This window comes from Brachybacterium sp. UMB0905 (assembly GCF_002871795.1).
Lineage (GTDB): Bacteria > Actinomycetota > Actinomycetes > Actinomycetales > Dermabacteraceae > Brachybacterium.
The window spans coordinates 24,105-42,670 of the sequence record NZ_PNHL01000001.1 but is presented as its reverse complement, the minus strand read 5'-3'; the positions used below and the strand labels follow the sequence as shown (position 1 = coordinate 42,670).

Sequence of the window (18,566 nt, the reverse complement as noted above, 5' to 3'; positions counted from 1 at the left end):
CGGGCCGCCGCGCGCCTCATCGGCGAGCACCGCGCCCTCCACCACCACCGTCTCCAGCAGCGCGTCGAGCACGGGTCGCAGCCGCGGCAGACCCAGCACCACCGCCAGGTCCACCACCGGCACATGCCGCGGGATCGGCAGCCCGGCATCGCCCAGCACCACCGTGTCCGTGTGGCCCAGCAGGCTCAGCTGCCGGTTCAGCTCCGCATGCAGGATCCCCGAGCGCCTCATTCCACCTCACCATCCCCACCCGGCAGCGCATCCTCGCTGCTGGGGTAGGACGGCTGGGCGCCGTGGCCCTGGACGGCGAAGGCGCTCACGCGGGTGGCGTAGCGGGCGGCGGCCACGAGGTCATCGCCCGCGGCCAGACGCACCGCGAGCGCGCCGGTGAAGGCATCGCCCGCGCCGGTCGTGTCCACAGCCTGGACCCGCACCGCCTCGACCGCGGTGACCGGAGCATCCACAGCCCCAGACCCGAGCGAACTCGCAGCCCCGGTGCGGACCGACCCATCGGCCGCTCCGGCGCCACGGGCCCCGCGCGCACCCTCCGCCACGAGCGACCCCGCGGCGCCGAGCGTCAGCACCACGGACCGCACCCCAGCGCCGAGCAGCGCCCGCACGGCCCCGGCCGGCGACCCGTCGGAGCCACCGCCCAGCAGCTGCAGCACCAGCTCCGCCTCGTGCTCGTTGACAACAAGCGGATCTGCCGCGAGCAGCGTCTGCCGGTTCAGCTCCATGACGGGGGAGGGGTTCAGGATGAAGCGGCCGCGCACATGCCCCGGCAGCGCATCCACCACCGCGCGCGGCACCTCGCACTGGCTGACCACCACTGCCGCGGCCTCGAGCAGGTCCGCGGCAGGCTCCACGTCGTCGGCCACGGACACCTCGCCGTTCGCGCCGGCGACCACGATGATCGTGTTCTCCCCGGCCTCATCCACGGTGATCACCGCCAGGCCCGTCGGCCCGGGGACGGTGCGGACCCGCGTGAGGTCCGCGCCGGAAGCGCGCAGCCCCGAAAGGGCCGGCTGGGCGTTAGCGTCATCGCCCACCGCGCCGACCATCGTCACCTGGCCGCCCAGCCGTGCCGCGGCCACCGCCTGGTTCGCGCCCTTCCCGCCGGGCAGCACGTGCCCGCCGGTGCCGTGCAGCGTCTCGCCCGGCAGCGGATGCCGGGCCACCGTGGTGATCAGGTCCGCGTTCACGGACCCGACCACCACGATGCTGCCCTGGCGGCTCACTGGAAATCGCCCGCGTTCTCCTCGGAGACGGTGACCACCTCGACCTGGATCTCGGCCTCCGCCTCGGAGCCGTCCAGGATGGCCTTCGCCTGCTGCACCGCCTGCTTGCCCAGCTCCTCGGGCTGCTGCGCGATCGTCGCCTCGAGGGTGCCGGACTCGATCGCGGCGATGCCATCGGCGGTGCCATCGAAGCCCACCACGAACACCTCGGAGCCGGCCTTGTTGCCGAGCGCCTCGATCGCGCCGAGCGCCATCTCGTCGTTCTCCGCGAAGATGCCGACCACGTCGGCGTTCGCCTGCAGGAGGTTCGTGGCCACATCCAGGCCCTCGGCGCGGTCGAAGTTCGCGGTCTGCGTGGCGACCACCTCGATGTCCCCGTACTCCGCGATCTTCTCGGTGAAGCCCTGGCCGCGGTCCCGCGAGGCCGACGCCCCCGGGGTGCCCTGCAGGTGCAGCACCTTCCCGGACTCGCCGATCGCCGCGGCGAGAGCCTCCGCGGCCTGCGCGCCACCGGCCACATTGTCCGAGGCGATGAAGCTGGCTACCTCGCCGCTGGAGGCGGAACGGTCCACGGCGATCACCGGGATATCGGCGTTGTTCAGCGCCTCCACGGAGGTGGAGACCGCATCGGAATCGGTGGGGTTCACGATCACGACGGCTGAGCCCTGCGTGATGGCGTTGGCCAGCTGATCGGCCTGGCGGGCCGAATCATCGGAGGCGTCCTGCACATCCAGGGAGACGCCCTGGGCTTCGGCTTCCGCCTTCGCGCCCTCGACGAGCTGGACGAAGAACGGGTTGGTCTGGGTGGAGACGGCGAGGGTGACGCGGCCACCGGCGCCGCCCTCCCCGCCGTCGCCGCCGCCGCGGTTGCAGGCCGCGAGGGTCAGGCCCGCGAGGACCGCCCCGGAGGCGGCCAGCACCGAGCGGCGAGAGGCGAGCGTGGAACGGGTGATGAGCTGGATGGACATGGTTTCTCCTTGGGTGTCGGACGGGTCAGCGGCGACCCGTCGGCGGGATAGATGGATGGTGGGGTGGGGCGCCGACGTGCGCGGCGCTAGGTGGTGGGGCACCGACGTGCACGGTGCCGGGTGGGTGGTGCCCGCACGGGTGGGCCGACGTCGGCCGTGTCCCTGCGGGCCCGCCCGCATCAGCTCGTCTTCTTCCGACGCAGCACGTCGAAGCCGACCGCCGCGGCGATGACCAGGCCGATCACCACCTGCTGCCAGAAGCTCGAGACGTTCATGATGTTCAGGCCGTTGCGGATCACCGCCAGCAGGATCGCGCCGATCAGGGTGCCGGTAGCGCGGCCGGAGCCGCCCGCGAGCGAGGCCCCGCCGATCACGACCGCGGCGATCGCGTCGAGCTCGTAGCCGGCGCCGGCCTGCGGTCCCGCGGAGGAGAGTCGTCCGGCCAGCACCATGCCCGCGAGTCCCGCGAACAGGCCCGAGAGCGCGTACACGCTCACCAGCACCTTCTTCACCGGGATGCCGGACAGGCGCGCCGCCTCCTCATTGCCGCCCACGGCGTACATCGAGCGGCCCAGCACGGTGCGGGAGAGGATGAACCAGCACAGCAGCCCCGCGATCGCCATCGCGAAGATCGGCACCGGCACGCCCGCCACCGAAGAGCCCAGGAAGGACACGGACTCCGAGGTGGGGATCGGTTTGCCCTGCGAGATCACGAGCGTCAACCCGCGGGCCACGCTCATCATTGCGAGCGTCGCGATGAACGCCGGCAGCTTCCCGTACGCGATCGCAAGCCCCGAGATCGCCCCCGCCAGCAGACCCACCAGCAGGCCGATCAGCAGCGTGAGGATCCCCGGCAGTTCCAGGGACGCGAAGGAGTACGCGGAGACCATCGCGCCGAGCGCCGCCACGGAGCCGACGGACAGGTCGATCCCGGCGGTGACGATCACGAACGTCATCCCGAAGGCGAGGATCGCCATCACCGAGGCCTGGATGCCGATGTTGATGATGTTCGGGACGGTGAGGAATGCGGGCGTGGCGATGAACAGGCCGATGCACAGCAGGATCAGGCCCACCAGCGCACCGTTGTTCAGCGCCCAATCGCCCAGTCGGGAGAGGAAGGTCGACTTCTTCTGCGCGGAGGCGCCGCCGGGGGTGCTGTTCGGGGCGGAGCCTGGGGTGGTGCCGGGGGCGCTGCCCGGGGCGTCGTCAGGGGAGGCGGAGCCCGGGCCCGCCGCTGTAGGGGTATGCGACATCATCGTCAAAGTCCTTTCACGGGTAGGGGCGGCGGTTCAGACCGCGGGAACGGTGTTGGAGACGGCGAGTGACATCACGGCATCTTCGGTGGCGCCCTCAGCGGGCAGCTCACCCGCGATCCGCCCGCCGCTCATCACGAGGATCCGGTCGCTCATGCCCAGCACCTCGGGCAGCTCGCTGGAGACCATCACGACGGCGCCGCCAGCAGCGGTGACCTGGTTGATCAGCTGGTAGATCTCGACCTTCGCGCCGACATCCACGCCGCGGGTGGGCTCATCCAGCAGCAGTAGACGGGAGCTCGCCATAACCCAGCGGCCGAACACGACCTTCTGCTGATTGCCGCCCGAAAGGTTGCGGATCGGCTGGTCGATGCTCGCCATCCGCACCCCGAGAGTCTTCGTGACCTCACTCGAGCGGCGACGCTGCCCCGTGAGATCCGCGAGGCCGTAGCGGCCCGTCGGCACGAGGGTGGCGAGCCCCGCGTTCTCCTGCACGGACGCATCCAGGATCAGGCCTTGACCCTTGCGGTCCTCAGGGACGAGGCCCATGCCTGCGCGGATCGAGGCGGACACATCCCCCGTCGGCAGCGGCTTTCCCTCCACCGTGATGGTGCCGGCATCTGTGCGGTCCACGCCGAAGATGGCGCGCAGCACCTCGGTGCGGCCCGCGCCCACCAGCCCGGCGATGCCCAGCACCTCACCGGCGCGGACCTCGAAGGAGATGTCCTCGAACACGCCATGGCGGGTGAGGCCCTCCACCTGCAGCAGCGGCGCGCCCGGGGTCTCGGGGCGCTCGCGCGGGAACTGGTCGTCGATGTCGCGGCCCACCATGAGGGAGACGAGCTTCGCCTCCGGGGTGTCTGCCGGGACCTCCGCGACGAACTTCCCGTCGCGCAGCACGCACACCAGGTCGCCGATCTGCGGCAGCTCATCGAGGTGGTGGGAGATGAACACCATGCCCACGCCCTCGCGCTTGAGCTCGTGGACCACGGTGAACAGCTGGCGGATCTCCGGGCCGGTGAGTGCCGCCGTCGGCTCATCGAGGATCAGCACCCGCGCCTGCTGGGAGAGAGCCTTGGCGATCTCCACCAGCTGCTGCTTGGCCACCCCCAGCTCGCCAACGGGGGTGCCGAGGTCCACGTCCAGGCCGATCCGCTCGAGCGCCTCCTTGGCGATGCGGCGCATCGCCCCGCGATCCACCATTCCCAGCCGCGAGGGGGCGCGGCCCAGCGTGATGTTCTCTGCGACACTCAGCTGCGGCACCAGGTTCAGCTCCTGGTGGATGGTGGCGATGCCGAGCTTCTCCGCGGCCTTCACATCGGGCAGCTGCACGGGGGAGCCGTCCACGATGATCCGCCCCGCATCGGGCTGATAGATGCCGGACATCATCTTGATCAGGGTGGACTTCCCGGCGCCGTTCTCGCCCAGCAGCACGGTCACCTTCCCGGGGTAGACCGGGACGGTGACATCGTCGATGACGTTCACGGGGCCGAAGGACTTGCTCACCCCCTCCAGCTGCAGGATCGGGGTCTCAGCGTTGTTCATGATCAGCTCCCGGGGTGGGCGCGGCACCGGCGCCGCGCAGATCGAGGGTGGCGGGCAGATGCACGTCCTGCGCCGAGCCGAAGCGGTTCAGCTCCTGCGAGAGCTGCTTCACGGCGGCATGGGCGAGGCCGGGGATGTCCTGGATGATCAGCGGGATCTCCAGGTGGATGAGGACAAGGGACTGCACGGCGTCGAAACCCACCAGCGGCAGGTCCTCGCCGGGGCGGATGCCACGCTCATGCAGGGCACGCACCGCGCCAACGGACATCAGCGAATCCGCGGCCAGCACGCCCTCCACGCCGTGCTCGAGCAGGCTGAGCATGTTGTCGTGCCCGGAGGTCTCCACGAAGGAGCCGTGGCGCACCACCGGCTCGAGCCCCAGGGCACGCGCATGCTCAAGGGCCTGCGCGAGGCGCTCGCGGCCGGTGGAGGTCTCCCGCGGGCCGGCCAGCAGCCCCAGGCGTCGCACGCCCTGGTGGTGCAGGTGGGCAAGTGCGTCACGGATCGCCCCGGAGGTGTCCGATGTGGCCGACGGCACCGGCAGCGTCTCCACCCGGCGATCCAGGAACACGAGGGGGAAGCGTGCCTCGTGCAGCGCGGTGAGGGCGTCGATCGCGGAGTCGAACGGCGCGGTGATGATGCCGTCTACGCGCTGGCGGCGTAGCACCTCCATGTATTCGAGCATCAGCTCGGGGGATTCCGCGGCGCTGCCCAGCAGCACGGTGCGGCCCTGTGCGCGGGCCGCGATCTCCACTTGGTGCGCGAGCTCCGCGAAATAGGGGTTGCGGATGTCTGGGATGAGCAGCGCGAATGTTCCGTAGCGGGCGGAGCGCAGGCTCTGTGCGTGGGCGTTCGGGGTGTAGTCCAGGTCGCGGGCGGCGGCCTCGACGGCCTCGCGCGTGGTGGGGGAGACGTAGCCGTTGCCGGATAGGGCGCGGGAGGCGGTGCTGATGGCAACCTTCGCTTGCGCGGCGACGTCCTTGATCGTGGGTCGGGTCATCGCTCCTCCTTTCCGCCTCATCGCGAAACGTTTCCACATGGGGTGTGCGAGGGTGTGGTGCAGCCTCTGGAAACGTTTCCAGTACGGTACGCCCGCGAGGGGCCGCAGCGCAAGAGGCGGGGCGAGGGAGTTTTCGGGTGGGGCCCTCTAGCCCCTGCCGATTGTGAAGTGCTGGTGACCGATGCGCGGGGCGGGGTGCCGAAGTCCCACGTTGTCCCACGAAAACGAGTTTCCGGGCCCTCCAAACGCCCCGGGCACAGCGAAGGCTGGTCAGGAAACCTCTCCTGACCAGCCTTTTCGCTCTGGAGCGGGTGACGGGAATCGAACCCGCGCTGTCAGCTTGGGAAGCTGAAGTTCTACCATTGAACTACACCCGCGAACGGTGGTCCTTCCTGGTCGATCGCGCTGTCGCGGCCTCGGCCGGGCATCTGGACGCGGACCACCATACCCCGTCGGTGCCCCTGCTCGCGAACCGGGCGGCCCTTATGCCGCGCATACCACGGCCGCGGTGCCGGCGCTCACGACCCCGATGCTGCGCACCCCACGCCCACATCGGCCCCCGCTCCGCACGGCGCATCGCCCGCCCCGCGCACCCCACCCCACTCCCGGAACCGCCCGCCCCGCCGCGCCTGCCCGGACTAGGCTGGCGGCGTGCTGCTGAGTGACCGTGATATCCGCTCCGAGATCGAGGCCGGGCGCGTGGCCCTGGAGCCCTTCGACCCCCAGATGATCCAGCCTGCCTCCGTGGACGTGCGGATCGACCGGTTCTTCCGCCTGTTCGACAACCACAAGTACGCGATGATCGACCCGGCCCAGGAGCAGCCGGAGCTTACGCGCGAGGTGGCGATGGGCCCGGAGGAGGCGTACATGCTGCACCCGGGCGAGTTCGTGCTGGCCTCGACGTATGAGCGGATCACGCTGCCCGATGATGTCGCAGCCCGCCTGGAGGGCAAGAGCTCGCTGGGCCGACTGGGTCTGCTGACGCATTCCACCGCCGGTTTCATCGACCCGGGCTTCGAGGGGCACATCACGCTGGAGCTGTCGAACATGGCGACGCTGCCGGTGGCGCTGTGGCCGGGCATGAAGATCGGCCAGCTGTGCTTCTTCCGGCTTTCGAGCGCGGCGGAGCGCCCGTACGGCTCGGCCGGCAATCTCAACCGCTACCTGGGCCAGCGCGGCCCGACGCCTTCGCGCTCGGCCCGGAACTTCCACCGCACCGTCATCCCCGTCGAGGAGGAGCAGTGAGCCCCACCCCCGACCGCACCGAGCACCGGCTGCAGCTGCCGCGGGACACCGATCCCGCGGATGTCCTGGCGATGATCCGCAATGTCCGCCCCGAGGCCCAGGCCGATGCGGATGGCGTGATCGACCTGGGCGACGACGCCCGGCTGATCCCGGATACCTCGCGACGCGGCGGCGGGCGCTTCACCCTGGAGGTGCCGCGACAGCGCGATGAGCCGACGCAGCTGACCATCGGGGATCCGCGCGGCTACGGCCGGGCATTCCCGGACGGGGAGCCGATGGGCGCTGAGCGGGAGGCCCTGGACCTCGCGTGGGCGCTGGGCCGGCGCCTGTACGGCGCGGTTGTCACGGACTCGGGGACGCGCCTGGAGCCGCACCCGTTCTGCGAGCGGGACCTCACGGTGGTCAGCCCCCACGCGCTCGCTCCGGAGTCCTTTGCGGAGCTCATCGCGCCGCTGGCCCCGGAAGCGGAGCTCGACGAAATCCCTGAAGATGTGTCGCGCGCCGGATACAGCGTGACGGTGCCGCTCGAGACGGGTGATGAGCTCGCCGTGCGGGTGGGGCGCGCCGACCAGCATTCGGCGCTCGCGCAGGTGGACTGGCTGCGCGATGCGGTGGACTACCAGATCGTGCACCTGCCGGTCGATGAGGGTGAGGGCGGCATCGAGATGCCTGATGCGGCGACGTCCGAGCGCTGGCAGGTGGCGTATCAGCGTGTCGGCCTGATCGCGGGCCTGCTCACGGAGACCGTCGGCGGGTATGTGCTCGATGCGGGCGGTTTCCTCGTGGACCCCGCAGATCTGGCCTAAGGCCCCGGCGGCTCATCACCGGCACCCCAGAGCCGATGGTGCGCTGCCCCCGTCGGCCCCTGCGCGCACAGCACCGCGCCCTTACCCCGTCGCTCTGGCGCCTCACGCCTCCTGCGCGGCTCGCCCGGCGGCGCCCAGCTTGATCGGCACGAACGCCACGAGCCCGAGCGCGAGCACCAGCACGATCCCGAGGATCCCCGAGCGGGTATCGCCCAGCAGCCCCACCACCACGGTGAACGCGCCGGTGCCCAGGAACCCGAGGGCCCGCCCGGTGGTGGCGTACAGCCCGAAGTTCTCGGTCTCCCGCCCGGGCTGGGACAGGCGCGTGAGCAGGTTCCGGGAGGCGGACTGCACCGGGCCGACGAACAGGCAGATCATCAGCCCCACGATCCAGAACACGAGCGTGGAGGAGAACAGGAACACGATCATCCCCAGCACGATGATGCCGAGGCAGCCAGCGATGATCACCACGCGCGGCCCCAGCCGGTCATCCACCCGGCCACCCAGGAACACCCCGAAACCGGCCACGAGGTTCGCGACGATCCCGAAGATGATCACCTCCACCGTGGAGAAGCCGTAGGCGTTCGCCGCGAGCACCCCGGCGATGGAGAACACCGCACCCAGCCCATCGCGGTAGATCGCGGAGGCCACGAGGTACTGCAGCATGATCGGCTCGTGCCGGAACGCCCGGATGACTCGCCGGACGATCTGCACATACCCCTGCCACGGGTTCCACGGTTCGCCTGGCGACGTGGCGCGGTGGCGCGGGGCGCGCAGCATCAGCGGCAGGCAGCCCAGCAGAATCCAGATCGCGACGAAGACGGGGATGGCCCGGTAGTTCCAGCCGTCCTCCGCCGTGATCCCGAGGATCCCGGTTCCGGGCATGACGAACAGCACGAGCACCAGACCCAGGCACAGGATCGACCCCCAGTAGCCCACCGCCCACGCGGTCCCGGAGATCCGGCCGCGATTGGCGGGGGTGGAGATCTCCGGCAGCACAGAGTTGACGAACACCCCGGCGAGCTCGCTGGTGACCACCGCAAGGGCGATGAGGATCGCGCCCAGGGTGAGGTAGTCAGCATCCAGCTTCACCAGCGGCATCAGCGCCACGATCGCGACGGTGGCGATGGTGAAGATGCGCAGCAGGGCGTTGCGGGCCCCGCCGCGGTCAGCCAGGTTCCCCAGCAGCGGGGCGAGCAGCGCCACGGCGACCGCGCCGATGGACTGCCAGCCCGCGAGGGTCTGGGAGCCATGGGCCTTCGCCGCCTCGATCTCCGCCTCCCCGACGGCGCCGTGGGTGGCGACGCCGCTGGCCACATACGTGGCGAACACGAAGGTGAGGATCACCGAGGAGAAGGCGGACATGCCACCGTCCCACAGGGCGAAGGAGGCCACCGGGGGACGCCCGGAGCGGCCGACGGGGGACGGGGCGGGAGACGGGGCAGGGGAGGACGCGCTGGGGTCCGGGGAGGAGTCCATGGGGCCACTGTACGGATCAGAGGGTGCTCGAAGCCGCCATAGCCAGCCGGGGGAGCGGAAGAAAGGGGAGGGGGCCGACGGGGCCCGGCCGGTCCTGCGCGTCCCCTGACCCTCACCATCGCTTCAGGGACGACCGGGGTCCTCCCGTAAGATGGCGTCGGCCGCTTCCCAACTCCCTGCCGGATGGAGTACCCCTGTGTTCACGATGCTGCTCGCCCACTTAGTGGCGGCGGTCGTGGGCCCCATCCTGGTGCGCAGCATCGGCCGCAACGCCTTCTACCTGCTGGCCACGGTGCCCGGCGCCTCCGCGATCTGGCTGCTGACCCATGATCCGCGCGCCCTGGCCGATGCGCCGATCGAACAGTCAGTGCCCTGGATCCCCGCCTTCGGGATCGACCTGGCGATGCGCCTGGACACCCTGTCCTGGGTGCTGGCCGTCATCGCGACCGGCATCGGTGCGCTCGTGCTGGCCTACTGCGCCCGCTACTTCAAGGACACCGAGGCGGGCCTGGGACGCTTTGCCGGCGTGCTGACCGCCTTTGCCGGGGCGATGGTGGGTCTCGTGCTGACCGACGACGTCATGGTCATGTACGTGTTCTGGGAGCTGACCACTGTCTTCTCCTACCTGCTGATCGGGCATTACCAGGATAAGCAGGCCTCCCGTCGTGCCGCGTTGAACGCCCTGATCTCCACCACCGTCGGGGGCCTGGCGATGCTGGTGGGCCTGCTGATGGCCGGTTACGCCGCCGGAAGCATGCGCTTCTCCCAGATCGTCACGGATCCGATGTGGGCCGATGCCGGCCCGTATTTGGTCACCGCGATGGTGCTCATGCTGACCGGCGCCACGACGAAGTCCGCGATGATTCCCACGCACTTCTGGCTGCCCGGCGCGATGGCCGCCCCCACCCCCGTCTCCGCGTACCTGCATGCCGCGGCGATGGTCAAAGCGGGGATCTACCTGATCCTGCGGCTCGCCCCCGCGCTGACGTTCCTCGAGGTCGTCGCCGGGATCCTCGTCGCCCTCGGCGCGGTCACCATGCTGGTGGGCGGCTGGCGGGCTCTGCGGCAGACCGACATCAAGCTCCTGCTGGCCTACGGCACCGTCTCCCAGCTGGGTTTCCTCACCGCCGTGACGGGGCTCGCCACGCATGATGCGATCCTCGCGGGCCTGGCGATGCTGATCGCCCACTCGGTGTTCAAGGCGCCGCTGTTCATGGTGGTCGGCATCATCGACAAGCAGTTCGGCACCCGCGACCTGCGCGTGCTGTCCGGGGTGTGGAAGGTCGCGCCCGTCACCGCGGTGATCGGCACCGTCTCCGCCGCGTCGATGGCGGCGATCCCGCCGCTGTACGGCTTCGTCGCGAAAGAGTCGATCTACTCCGCCCTGTGGTACGGCGGCGGCCTGCAGCGTCTGCTGCTGATCGCCCTGGTCGCCGGGTCGGTGCTGACCGTCGCGTACTCGTGGCGCTTCGTGAAGGGCGCCTTCGGTCGCGCCCCCGGCGCCCCGCCCGTCGCCCAGCCCAGCATCTCCGTTCTGTACTGGCTGCCGCCGGCGATCATCGCAGTGCTCAGCGTGGGCCTCCCGCTCGTGGCCGCCCCCCTGGAGGAGGCGCTGCGCGGCGCCGCCGGTGTCCTGCCGGACACCACCCAAGAGGTGCACCTGGTGGTCATCCCGCACCTGGGCGTGCCGCTGCTGGCCTCCGTCGTGACCCTCGCCCTGGGGCTTGTGCTATGCCTGATCGCCAAGCCCTTCCAGCGCTTCCAGAAGGCGGTGTCCCCGCAAAGTTGGGCAGGGGAGCGGGCCTTGGATGTCATCGACTCCGAGCGTGGTTTCCGCCGCATCCTGCGCGCCACGGATTCGCTGTCCGTCGCGATCACCCCGCTGTTCCAGCGCGGCTCCCTGCCCTACACCCTGGGCACGATGTTCGTGGTGCTGATCGCCCTGGTCACTCCGGTGGCGCTCACCCAGTCGCCGGTGCCGGACAACCTGGTGCTGTTCCACAATCCGATCGAGCTGATCGTCCTGCCGGTCGTGGTGCTCGCCGGCATTGGCGTGGTCCGTTCCCGTCGCCGCCTGCGCGCCGTCTTCCTCATCACCGTCACCGGCTACGGCGCTGCCCTGCTGTTCCTCGCCGCCGGCGCACCCGATGTCGCCACCACGCAGGTGCTCGTCGAGACCGCGATGACCGTCGTGCTCGTGCTGGTGCTGCGCCGCCTGCCCCTGCACTTCTCCCGTCGGCCACTGCGGTTCGGCGCTCTCGCCCGCTGGGCGGTGGCCATCACCACCGCGATCGTCATGTGCGGCGCAGTTCTGTACGCGGCCGATGCCCGCTACCGCGAGGCCCTGGGGCCGGGCCTGATCGAACCGGCGTACACCGAGGGCGGCGGGCACAACGTCGTGAACGTGACCCTCGTGGACTTCCGTGTGTGGGACACCATCGGGGAGATCGGCGTGCTGCTCGTGGTCGCCACGGGCGTGGCCTCCCTGATCTTCGTCACCCGGCGTGAGCGGCCCATCTCCCGGGTGCGGGACCTCGACGACGGCTCCACCTCCATCTGGCGGCGCCGCACCGACAGCGACCTGCCGCAGAACGTCCTGGACTTCGATGCCCGGCCCGATGAGGTCATCGGCGACAACCGGTGGCGCACCTGGCTGAGCGCGGGTCTGACTCTCGCCCCCGAACGCCGCATGGTGATCCTCGAGGTCATCACCCGCATCGGCTTCCCGATGCTCATGATGTTCTCGATCTACCTGCTCATGGCCGGTCACAACCTGCCCGGCGGCGGGTTCGCCGGCGGCCTTGTGGCGGGGCTCGCGCTCGCGCTGCGCTACCTCGCCGGCGGCCGCTACGAACTCTCGGAGGCAGCGCCCGTGCAGGCCGGTCTGGTGCTCGGCACCGGCATGGCCCTCGCGGTCTCCGCCGCGGTGCTGCCGCTGCTGTTCGGGGGCACGATCTTCGAGTCCGCCACCCCGGTGGTGCACGTGCCGCTGCTGGGAGAGCTGCACTTCCCGAGCGCCCTGATCTTCGACCTCGGCGTGTACCTCGTGGTCGTGGGCGTGCTCCTGGACTTCCTGCGCTCCCTGGGATCGCAGATCGACCTGCAGCAGGAGGCGGAGACCGATGCCCGTTAGTCTCACGCTGCTGCTGACCGCCGGGGTGCTGATCGCCTGCGGCGTGTACCTCATGCTCGAACGCACGCTGACCCGCATCATCCTGGGCTATGTGGTGTTCGGCAACGGCGTGAACCTGCTGTTCATCATCGCCGCCGGGGTGCCCGGCGCGCCGCCGTTCGAAGGCACCGGTGATCCGCGGGAGATGACCGACCCGCTGCCGTTCGCGATGGTGCTCACCGCGATCGTGATCTCCCTGGGCATCACCGCGCTCGGGGTGGCCCTCGCCTACCGCGCCTGGCAGCTGTTCGGCCACGACGAGGTGCCCGACGACGTGGAGGACCGCCGCGTGCTGCGGCGCCGCCGCCAGCGCAACGAGGGTGCAGCAGACCTGCCGTGGCACCAGGCCCTCACCGAGGAATCCCGCCGCGGCGCCCTCGCGAGCTCCCAGGGGCTCTTGCCCCCGGAGAACGACGACCCGCTGGGCGGGGACCTCACAGGCGCTGAGGATGTGCCTCACGACGACACCGAGGCCGATGCCGAGGAGGATCCGCTGCCGCCGCGCACCCGTCGGGCCCTGCGCACCGGCGCGATCCCCACCACGAGCAGTGGGACCGCCACCGGCGCGACCCCGGCCGTCCCCGGGGCCGACGAGCAGGATCCACGCTCCGCCGCGGCCGCCCCGGGCACCGGACCGGCCACGGACCCGGGCCACCGGCCACCCGGCACCGCAGAACCGATCGATGAGCACACGCGCCACGCGGACGAGGGACGGGGGGATCGCTGAGCATGGAACTGCTGCTGGCCCTACCCGTCCTGCTGCCGCTCGGCGGGGCGGCTGTCACCCTGATCCTGCGCCACCACGCGCGGGTGCAGATGTGGCTGGCGATCCTGACCCTGGTCGCGATCTTCACCGTCGCGATCGTGCTCGGCTACCACGTCACCCAGGAGAGCGTGCTGGTGCTGCGCATCGGCGGCTGGACCCCGCAACTAGGCATCACCCTGGTCGCGGACCGGCTGACCGCGCTGATGCTGCTGGTCTCCAGCTTCGTGACCCTCGCGGTGCTGGTGTATTCGAGCGCCCAGACCGTCTCGGAGAACACCGAACGCACCCCGGTGGCGATCTACTACCCGACATACCTCGCGCTGGTCGCCGGAGTGTCGATGGCCTTCGTGGCCGGTGACCTGTTCAACCTGTACGTCGGCTTCGAAGTGCTGCTGGCGGCGTCCTATGTGCTGCTGACCCTGGGTGGTTCCGCGTCCCGCGTCCGCGCCGCCACCACGTACGTCGTCGTCTCCCTGCTCAGCTCCGTGATCTTCCTGGCCGGCATCGCCGCGGTGTACGCCGCCGCCGGCACCGTGAACATGGCCGAGCTCGCGGTGCGCCTGGACGGGGTGCAGCCCGGCACCCGCATGATCCTCGAGCTGATGCTGCTGGTGGCCTTCGGCATCAAAGCGGCGCTGTTCCCCCTGAGCGCCTGGCTGCCGGACTCCTACCCGACGGCCCCCGCCCCCGTGACCGCCGTGTTCGCGGGCCTGCTGACCAAGGTCGGCATCTACGCGATCCTGCGCCTGGAGACCCTGCTGTTCCCCGCCTCGCAGATCTCCAACCTGCTGCTGGCTGCGGCGGCGCTGAGCCTCATCATCGGGATCCTCGGGGCCGTGGCGCAGACGGACCTCAAGCGCGTGCTGTCATTCACGCTCGTCTCCCACATGGGCTACATGCTGTTCGGCATCGGCATGGTCACCCAGCTGGGCATGGCCGCGACGATCTTCTACGTCGCCCACCACATCGTCGTGCAGTCCACGCTGTTCCTCGCCGCCGGGCTGATCGAGCACCGCGGCGGCACCACGAACCTCATCAAGCTCGGCGGCCTGCAGAAGCTCGCGCCGCTGGTGGCGATCCTGTTCTTCATCCCCGCCATGAACCTCGCGGGCATCCCGCCGTTCTCCGGCTTCATCGGCAAGGTGGGGCTGATCGAGGCGGGCATCGCCTACGACCGCCCGGCCGGGTGGATCCTCATCGCCGCGAGCGTCATCACGAGCCTGCTGACCCTGTACGCGATCGCGAAGATTTGGAGCCGCGCCTTCTGGCAGGAGCCTGATCAGGAGATCATCGACCGCGAGGTGCGCATGCCCGCGGTGATGACCGGCGCAACCGCCGCGATGATCGCCTTCTCCCTGCTGCTGACGTTCCTGGCCGGCCCGATCATGAACTACGCCGGGGAGGCCGCGCACTCGGTGCTGCAGCGCACCCCGTACGTCAGCGCCGTGCTGGGTGATGAGGCGGCCGAGGAGCTGATCTACAAGATCGACGGTGAGGGCCACCGCGTGGACAGCACCGGGCGGGAGGTGACCGGATGAGCTTCCTGAGGCGTCTGCGGGAGCTGCGCCGCGCCTGGCGGTGGGTGCTGGTCGCCGTGGTCATGTGGTGCATGCTCTGGGGCGAGGTGTCCCTCAAGAGCGTGCTGGGCGGCATCCTCGCCGCCGGGATCGTGTTCGTGCTGTTCCCGATGCCGCCGACGGGCCATGAGCTGACAATCCGCCCCCTGCGATTCATCACGTTCCTGGCCCGCTTCCTGCTGGACCTCGTGCGGTCGGCGATCGAGGTGGGCTGGTACGCGGTGCGGCCGGGCCCGCAGCCGCCCGGCTCCGTGGTGGGCGTGAAGATGGCCTCCCGCTCCGATTTCTTCCTGACCTTCACTGGCATGCTGTGCACCCTGATCCCCGGCTCCGTGGTGGTCGAGGCGCAGCGCGCCACCGGCATGCTGTACCTGCACGCCTTCAACGCCGGCAGCGAGGAGGACGTCGAGGAGGTCCGCCGGTCCGTCCGCGCCCAGGAGGAGCGGCTGCTGTGGGCCATCGGCCGCCGCGAGGTGCTGAAGGAGGCGGGCCTGATATGAGCGCCTTCGAGATCATCCTGATCGTCTACGGGATCCTGCTGGCGATCGCGGCGCTCGCCGTGGTGTACCGCATGATCATCGGCCCCACCATTCTGGACCGCGCCATCTCCTCCGACTTCCTGGTCACCCTCGTGGTGATGGCGATGGCGCTGTACACCGCACGGGCCGAGGCCGCCTGGGCGGGCCCGGCGATGCTCGGACTGACGGCGCTCGCCTTCATCGCGACCGTGACGTTCGCCCGCTTCGTGGCGCGCGAGGAGCCCGGCGGGGCGCATCTGCGCCCCCACCCTGATGAACCGTCCACGACCACCGGGCCGTTGGACGCGGTGCACTTCTCGGCCGCACAGGAGGATCCGGACAGTGACGGGCCGGTGAACCGCTTCGAGCCCGGAGCGGCGAGCGCCGCCGCATACGAGCACTGGCCGCAGGCCGGGGGCGCGGGGGAGCGCCTCGGGGCCGGCGCCGGCCAGCGCGCTGGGGCCGATGCCGCTCGGCGCGGCGGGTCCGATGTCGGCCAGCGCCGGGACCGGACGGAGGAGGGCCGATGAGCGTCGTCGAGATCATCGCTGCGATCCTCATGGGCGGCGGGGTGCTGCTGGGACTTGTGGCCGCGATCGGTGTGAACCGCTTCGAGGGCGTGCTCATGCGCATCCACGCCGCCTCGAAACCGCAGATGCTGGGCCTGATCCTGGTGCTGTCCGGGGCGTCGCTCGCCGCGGAATCCTGGTCGCTGGCCGCATTCCTGCTGGTGGTGCTGCTGGCGCAGGCGCTCGCCGTGCCGGTGGCGAGCGTCATGGTGGGACGCGCAGCGTTCCGACGCGGCTTCGTGCGCGGCGGCGACTACGCGATCGACGAGCTCTCTCCGCGTCTGGCCGACGCCGACGACGAGGACGATGACGAGGACGGCTTCATCGACGAGACCGATGAGCTGCAGGGCATGTCCGAGGGCGGCGAGGACCGCTTCCCCGAGAACGTCGTCACCTCGGGCGTCGACCCACTGGTGGAGGAGAACTGGGAAGAGCCCGAAGCCGGCGCCGAAGTGGGGGACGAGGAGGTCGTGGACGCGGATATCGACATCGACCTCGAGGACGAGACCGAGCGCGAAGCCGAGGAGGTCGCCGAGCGCGACGTGCGGCGCTGAGGGCACTAGGCCCCATCGGCCCCCTGACATGCAGCGGCCCCGCCGCGAGCACCCGATCATCGGATGCCCGCGCCGGGGCCGTCGCACCGTCCTCGCGGGGCCGGACGAACCCGGGCCGGTCGCCCGGCCGGGCCCGTCGGCGGATCAGAACAGACCCACGGAATCCCCGGACTCGGTGACGCCCATGCGCAGGGCGGCCGGCTGCTTGGGCAGGCCCGGCATCGTCATGATCGCGCCGGTCAGCGCTACCACGAAGCCCGCACCGATCTTCGGCACCAGGTCACGCACATGCAGCACGTGGCCCGTCGGGGCGCCGAGCGCCTTCGGATCATCGCTGAAGGAGTATTGGGTCTTCGCCACGCACACCGGCAGCTTGTCCCAGCCGTTGCGCTTGAGCATCCGCAGCTGCATCGGGGCGCGGTCCTCGAACACCACGTCGTCGGCGCCGTAGACCTCCTTGGCGAGGGTGCGCAGGGCCTCCTCCACACCGATCTCCGGGTCGTACAGCTGGTGGAAGTCGGCGGTGCCCTCCTCGATGACGGCCAGCACCTGCTCGGCGACGGCCAGGCCGCCCTCGCCGCCCTTGGCCCACACCTCGGACAGCGCCGCGCGGAAGCCGTTCTCCTTCGCCCAGCCCAGGACCGCGTCGATCTCCGCCTCGGTGTCGGAGGGGAAGCGGTTCAGGGCGATCACCGGCTCCAGGCCGAACTTGCGCACGTTCTCGACGTGGCGGCGCAGGTTGTCGGTGCCCTGGATCGCGGCGTCGATGTTCTCGGTGGCCAGGTCATCCTTCGCCACGCCGCCGTGCATCTTCAGAGCGCGGACGGTCGCGACGACGACGGCGGCATCGGGCCGCAGATCGCCCAGACGCGACTTGATATCGAAGAACTTCTCGGCGCCGAGGTCCGAACCGAAGCCGGCCTCGGTCACGGTGATCTCCGACAGCGACAGCGCCAGGCGGGTCGCGGCCAGGGAGTTGCAGCCATGGGCGATGTTCGCGAACGGGCCGCCGTGCACAAGGGCGGGGGTGCCGCCGAGGGTCTGCACCAGGTTCGGCAGCAGCGCGTCCTTCAGCAGCATCGTGATCGCGCCGCCGACCTGCAGATCCTCCACGGTGACGGGCTTGCGGTCGTAGGTGAAGCCGACGACGATCCGGTCGATGCGCGCCTGCAGGTCCTCGAGGTCCGTGGCCAGGCACAGGATCGCCATGATCTCCGAGGCCACGACGATGTCGAAGCCATCCTCACGCGGCACGCCCTGGGCGGGGCCGCCCAGGCCGATCACGGCCTTGCGCAGCGCACGGTCGTTGACGTCCACGACGCGCTTCCACTGGATGCGGCGCGCGTCGATGTTCAGCTCATTGCCCTGGTGGATGTGGTTGTCCACGAGCGCGGCGAGGGTGTTGTTCGCGATCTGGATGGCGTGGAAGTCGCCGGTGAAGTGCAGGTTGATGTCCTCCATCGGCACCACTTGGGCGTGGCCGCCGCCGGTCGCGCCACCCTTGATACCCATCACGGGGCCCAGCGCCGGCTCACGCAGCGCCACCATCGTCTTCATGCCCTTGAGGGAGAAGGCATCGGCCAGACCCACCGTGGTGGTCGACTTGCCCTCACCCGCCGGGGTGGGCGACATCGCCGAGACCAGCACGAGCTTGCCCTGCTCGCTGCTCGGGGTCATCTTCCGGACATCCACCTTGGCCTTCGTGGTGCCATAGGGGACCAGCGCCTCCTCGGGCACGCCCGCCTTCTCGGCGATCTCGGTGATGGGGCGCAGCGTCGCCTGCTGGGCGATCGCCAGATCCGGGTTCTCCGTCGACATCCTTGTCCCTCCGCAGATGGGGTCGGTGGCCTGGGGTGTGGGCCCAGGCTGTGCGCCC

Annotated in this window: 16 protein-coding genes and 1 tRNA gene; 8 read left to right on the top strand and 9 right to left on the bottom strand. The window is 70.4% G+C overall.

The annotated features are described in order from the left end of the window. From CJ197_RS00230 to CJ197_RS00200, 7 genes are all read right to left on the bottom strand, one after another. Positions 1-231: RbsD/FucU domain-containing protein (locus CJ197_RS00230; protein WP_304528970.1), on the bottom strand; the 231-nt coding region annotated here is incomplete at its 3' end. Continuing rightward, the gene (locus CJ197_RS00225) at positions 228-1,214 is read right to left on the bottom strand and encodes a ribokinase (protein ID WP_348648036.1); all 987 of its coding nucleotides are present in this window, start codon (positions 1,212-1,214) and stop codon (positions 228-230) included. The genes CJ197_RS00230 and CJ197_RS00225, both read right to left, overlap by 4 nt. Positions 1,215-1,234: 20 nt before the next feature. Further along, the gene (locus tag CJ197_RS00220; protein WP_102234772.1) at positions 1,235-2,206 is read right to left on the bottom strand and encodes a substrate-binding domain-containing protein; all 972 of its coding nucleotides are present in this window, start codon (positions 2,204-2,206) and stop codon (positions 1,235-1,237) included. Between the two features lie 179 nt (positions 2,207-2,385). Then, positions 2,386-3,462: an ABC transporter permease gene (locus CJ197_RS00215; protein WP_233190550.1), complete on the bottom strand. Its 1,077-nt coding sequence runs from the start codon at positions 3,460-3,462 to the stop codon at positions 2,386-2,388. A gap of 33 nt (positions 3,463-3,495) precedes the next feature. Then, entirely contained in the window at positions 3,496-5,004 is a 1,509-nt protein-coding gene (locus CJ197_RS00210; RefSeq protein WP_102234771.1) for a sugar ABC transporter ATP-binding protein, read from the bottom strand. Beyond that, entirely contained in the window at positions 4,991-6,004 is a 1,014-nt protein-coding gene (locus tag CJ197_RS00205) for a LacI family DNA-binding transcriptional regulator (RefSeq protein WP_158239310.1), read from the bottom strand. The genes CJ197_RS00210 and CJ197_RS00205 overlap by 14 nt, the downstream gene beginning before the upstream one ends. Positions 6,005-6,307: 303 nt before the next feature. Beyond that, positions 6,308-6,381, bottom strand: a tRNA-Gly gene (locus tag CJ197_RS00200). Between the two features lie 274 nt (positions 6,382-6,655). On the opposite strand from CJ197_RS00200, the gene dcd reads away from it, so the two are divergent. Beyond that, positions 6,656-7,249 (top strand): dCTP deaminase, encoded by a 594-nt coding sequence (gene dcd, locus CJ197_RS00195; protein ID WP_102234769.1) that lies wholly within the window; start codon positions 6,656-6,658, stop codon positions 7,247-7,249. Continuing rightward, on the top strand, positions 7,246-8,055 hold the full coding sequence (locus CJ197_RS00190) for a hypothetical protein (RefSeq protein WP_102234768.1): 810 nt from the start codon (positions 7,246-7,248) through the stop codon (positions 8,053-8,055). Before dcd ends, CJ197_RS00190 begins: the two co-directional genes overlap by 4 nt. Before the next feature lie 102 nt (positions 8,056-8,157). On the opposite strand, the gene CJ197_RS00185 is transcribed toward CJ197_RS00190, so the two are convergent. Beyond that, positions 8,158-9,534 carry an MFS transporter gene (locus tag CJ197_RS00185; protein WP_102234767.1) on the bottom strand — a complete coding sequence of 459 codons (1,377 nt, stop codon included), beginning with the start codon at positions 9,532-9,534 and terminating at the stop codon, positions 8,158-8,160. Positions 9,535-9,739: 205 nt separating this feature from the next. Between CJ197_RS00185 and CJ197_RS00180 the strand changes: the two genes are divergently transcribed. The 6 genes from CJ197_RS00180 to CJ197_RS00155 are packed head-to-tail and all read left to right on the top strand — an operon-like array spanning position 9,740 to position 16,690. Continuing rightward, positions 9,740-12,667 (top strand): Na+/H+ antiporter subunit A, encoded by a 2,928-nt coding sequence (locus CJ197_RS00180; RefSeq protein ID WP_233190581.1) that lies wholly within the window; start codon positions 9,740-9,742, stop codon positions 12,665-12,667. After that, a complete protein-coding gene (locus CJ197_RS00175; RefSeq protein WP_233190549.1) occupies positions 12,657-13,433 on the top strand; it encodes a Na(+)/H(+) antiporter subunit C in 777 nt (258 codons plus the stop codon). The genes CJ197_RS00180 and CJ197_RS00175 overlap by 11 nt, the downstream gene beginning before the upstream one ends. A 2-nt stretch (positions 13,434-13,435) precedes the next feature. Next, the gene (locus tag CJ197_RS00170; protein WP_158239309.1) at positions 13,436-15,010 is read left to right on the top strand and encodes a Na+/H+ antiporter subunit D; all 1,575 of its coding nucleotides are present in this window, start codon (positions 13,436-13,438) and stop codon (positions 15,008-15,010) included. Next, positions 15,007-15,549 (top strand): Na+/H+ antiporter subunit E, encoded by a 543-nt coding sequence (locus tag CJ197_RS00165; protein ID WP_102234764.1) that lies wholly within the window; start codon positions 15,007-15,009, stop codon positions 15,547-15,549. The genes CJ197_RS00170 and CJ197_RS00165 overlap by 4 nt, the downstream gene beginning before the upstream one ends. Next, positions 15,546-16,097, top strand: coding sequence for a monovalent cation/H+ antiporter complex subunit F (locus CJ197_RS00160; RefSeq protein WP_102234763.1), 552 nt, complete (start codon positions 15,546-15,548; stop codon positions 16,095-16,097). The genes CJ197_RS00165 and CJ197_RS00160 overlap by 4 nt, the downstream gene beginning before the upstream one ends. Continuing rightward, entirely contained in the window at positions 16,094-16,690 is a 597-nt protein-coding gene (locus CJ197_RS00155; RefSeq protein ID WP_102234762.1) for a monovalent cation/H(+) antiporter subunit G, read from the top strand. The genes CJ197_RS00160 and CJ197_RS00155 overlap by 4 nt, the downstream gene beginning before the upstream one ends. A gap of 144 nt (positions 16,691-16,834) precedes the next feature. On the opposite strand, the gene CJ197_RS00150 is transcribed toward CJ197_RS00155, so the two are convergent. Continuing rightward, positions 16,835-18,508: a formate--tetrahydrofolate ligase gene (locus CJ197_RS00150; protein ID WP_102234761.1), complete on the bottom strand. Its 1,674-nt coding sequence runs from the start codon at positions 18,506-18,508 to the stop codon at positions 16,835-16,837. Positions 18,509-18,566 lie beyond the last annotated feature (58 nt).

What these genes read in the sequence shown, in the direction of transcription:
- CJ197_RS00220 (WP_102234772.1), bottom strand. Translation starts at nt 2,206, where the DNA reads ATGTCCATCCAGCTCATCACCCGTTCCACGCTCGCCTCTCGCCGCTCG.
- CJ197_RS00215 (WP_233190550.1), bottom strand. Translation starts at nt 3,462, where the DNA reads ATGATGTCGCATACCCCTACAGCGGCGGGCCCGGGCTCCGCCTCCCCT.
- CJ197_RS00210 (WP_102234771.1), bottom strand. Translation starts at nt 5,004, where the DNA reads ATGAACAACGCTGAGACCCCGATCCTGCAGCTGGAGGGGGTGAGCAAG.
- CJ197_RS00205 (WP_158239310.1), bottom strand. Translation starts at nt 6,004, where the DNA reads ATGACCCGACCCACGATCAAGGACGTCGCCGCGCAAGCGAAGGTTGCC.
- CJ197_RS00185 (WP_102234767.1), bottom strand. Translation starts at nt 9,534, where the DNA reads ATGGACTCCTCCCCGGACCCCAGCGCGTCCTCCCCTGCCCCGTCTCCC.
- CJ197_RS00180 (WP_233190581.1), top strand. Translation starts at nt 9,740, where the DNA reads ATGCTGCTCGCCCACTTAGTGGCGGCGGTCGTGGGCCCCATCCTGGTG.
- CJ197_RS00175 (WP_233190549.1), top strand. Translation starts at nt 12,657, where the DNA reads ATGCCCGTTAGTCTCACGCTGCTGCTGACCGCCGGGGTGCTGATCGCC.
- CJ197_RS00170 (WP_158239309.1), top strand. Translation starts at nt 13,436, where the DNA reads ATGGAACTGCTGCTGGCCCTACCCGTCCTGCTGCCGCTCGGCGGGGCG.
- CJ197_RS00165 (WP_102234764.1), top strand. Translation starts at nt 15,007, where the DNA reads ATGAGCTTCCTGAGGCGTCTGCGGGAGCTGCGCCGCGCCTGGCGGTGG.
- CJ197_RS00160 (WP_102234763.1), top strand. Translation starts at nt 15,546, where the DNA reads ATGAGCGCCTTCGAGATCATCCTGATCGTCTACGGGATCCTGCTGGCG.
- CJ197_RS00155 (WP_102234762.1), top strand. Translation starts at nt 16,094, where the DNA reads ATGAGCGTCGTCGAGATCATCGCTGCGATCCTCATGGGCGGCGGGGTG.
- CJ197_RS00150 (WP_102234761.1), bottom strand. Translation starts at nt 18,508, where the DNA reads ATGTCGACGGAGAACCCGGATCTGGCGATCGCCCAGCAGGCGACGCTG.